Source organism: Pantoea sp. MHSD4 (assembly GCF_021043305.1).
Taxonomy (GTDB): Bacteria; Pseudomonadota; Gammaproteobacteria; order Enterobacterales; family Enterobacteriaceae; genus Pantoea; species Pantoea eucalypti.
This window is the reverse complement of record NZ_JAJNDH010000026.1, coordinates 1-1,903: the sequence shown is the minus strand read 5'-3', so window position 1 is coordinate 1,903 and position 1,903 is coordinate 1. Positions and strand designations below refer to the sequence as shown.

The window sequence follows — 1,903 nt, the reverse complement described above, 5'->3', positions numbered from 1 at the left end:
GGGACGGGACAGCGTCTCGGTGCCGGTGAGCGTGTGGAACAGCAGGCCGTCCGCCGGCAGCTGAGCAGTAATGCGTGAGAACATGGTTTTCATCCCTGTAAGATGATAATTCGGCAAAAGGCACTAGCTTTGGGTACCAGCATCAGTACGTTGAGCTGATCAGGCACGGTATGTATGGCACTCGCATTGGTAGAGTTTTGAAGGCTCCTGCCAGGCAAAAGGATTGCGGGCATGCCTTTCAGAAATAGGGAAAATGAAGCGATAGGCTTACCATAGTGTTCGACATTATTACTTGTATAAATATCCTTACTTGTATAAATATCCTTAATGCAACCTGAGCAAGGTTTTCTATGAAAAATAGTTAACATATCTTCAAGCAAGAAAAATTTTCCGCAGGATGAATTATTATAACTTACTCATATAACACATCAAGTATAGCGACTTTTGATGGGATTTCGTCGCTATACTTTACAATGACTTTAATACCTTTCTTTAACTTATGGATCTTACCTTTAATTACCAACCCTTTTCCGGTGCATATAGTCTCTTTACCAGAAAGGGTAAGCCGCACATTGAAGTTATAAAAAAAACCGTCATCATATTGGGTATTTGTTTGCGACCAGCTGACAGGCTCGGTAGTTATTATATAACCCTGCCACTCATCTCTGGCTTTCCAGTTTTTTATTTCTATCAACTCATTTTTATCTGGTTTGAACAGTAAAAACATCACTAACAAACCCATAACCGTCATAGTAATACCGATAATGAAGGGTATTTCAGTTAAAAAATGCATTTTCACCTTCTTATCACTTTATCGCTTCAACAATGTGTATGTAAATTGTGGCCCAGCAGGGCGTGGCGGTCGATGCGCGCGTCGGTGGAGAGCAGCTTAGCGGCAAGCACAAATGGGCGTGACAGCACCTCAGTGTCATTCGGCGTATGAAACAGCAGACCGTGCGCCGGCAGCTGTCCGGTAATGCGTGCGAATATAAGTAGATTCCATGCTAATTCAGTAACGCGATATTCACTGGTGATTGCACCCTGAGTGCGGCGCACTTCACGGTGCAGGACGCCACGTTCGCTTTCGCTGATGACACGGGTACCAAAGTTGACCTGCACCCGCTGCCCGCTGCCCGCTGCCATAGTGGAACTGCTTCAGTTCCCGCCCGTCCGGTAAGATATTGTGCGTCAATCTTGGTGCTTAGTAATTATTTTCTATTTGCTGCATTGATAATTACGGATATATATTAATTATATTTTTCGTACCAAGAGATAATCTTCTCTTTAATAGAGTCTAAAGAAGAAGCATTAGCAACTATGACATGAATAGGAAAGCCGTCGACCTCTTTATCAAACTCACTTAATGAATTAGCATCTTCATCTAAAACAACTTTTATGATGGTGCCATTATTTTTTTTTCGTGCTGAAAATATTGGATTGCCATCCATAAACGGCTTTCCATTTGAAAACGTAGTATTGTAATATGGACAGTCAACTGATTCCTTGCAATTTATAAAATTTAAGAAGAAATTTTTTAAAAAAGACTCTAACTCTAAATAAACCTTTTCATCATTAAGGTAGTTATTAAACATATCTACTCCAAAAATGCTTTACCAGAAATAATCTCAATATCCACACGTTCGTGCTTAGTATCTTTCACCATAAATGTTTTACTCACTGGAGCATCAGCACCTCCGCATTTGCTGGCATTAGTTATAAATTTTTCTGCCTTTTGAAATGCATCTTTTCTAAGTGCTAAATCACGTTTATTTAGCTTACCTTTCAACTCAGTCATCATTTTTTTAGCATCCTCTGCAGTAAGGGGACGTTCCTGGTTCCATGAAACAGACTCTTCAAGAGAGGAGCCTTGTGCCTGAATTCGCCCTCGATGAGCTGCTGATAG

General features: G+C 40.9%; 4 protein-coding genes. All 4 read right to left on the bottom strand.

Going from position 1 to position 1,903, the window contains the following annotated elements:
- Nucleotides 1-412: 412 nt before the first annotated feature.
- On the bottom strand, nucleotides 413-793 hold the full coding sequence (locus LQK91_RS21900) for a hypothetical protein (RefSeq protein WP_003854912.1): 381 nt from the start codon (nucleotides 791-793) through the stop codon (nucleotides 413-415).
- 26 nt (nucleotides 794-819) lie between these two features.
- Nucleotides 820-1,143, bottom strand: a complete 324-nt coding sequence (locus LQK91_RS21895) for a hypothetical protein (protein WP_231001691.1) — start codon at nucleotides 1,141-1,143, stop codon at nucleotides 820-822.
- 104 nt (nucleotides 1,144-1,247) lie between these two features.
- Nucleotides 1,248-1,592 (bottom strand): hypothetical protein, encoded by a 345-nt coding sequence (locus LQK91_RS21890; RefSeq protein WP_105100193.1) that lies wholly within the window; start codon nucleotides 1,590-1,592, stop codon nucleotides 1,248-1,250.
- A 2-nt stretch (nucleotides 1,593-1,594) separates the two neighbouring features.
- On the bottom strand, nucleotides 1,595-1,903 hold a 309-nt coding region (locus LQK91_RS21885), incomplete at its 5' end, for a hypothetical protein (RefSeq protein ID WP_231001690.1).

Excerpts from the sequence above, each read along its gene's own strand:
- LQK91_RS21890 (WP_105100193.1), bottom strand. The coding sequence starts at position 1,592 with ATGTTTAATAACTACCTTAATGATGAAAAGGTTTATTTAGAGTTAGAG.
- LQK91_RS21900 (WP_003854912.1), bottom strand. The coding sequence starts at position 793 with ATGCATTTTTTAACTGAAATACCCTTCATTATCGGTATTACTATGACG.
- LQK91_RS21895 (WP_231001691.1), bottom strand. The coding sequence starts at position 1,143 with ATGGCAGCGGGCAGCGGGCAGCGGGTGCAGGTCAACTTTGGTACCCGT.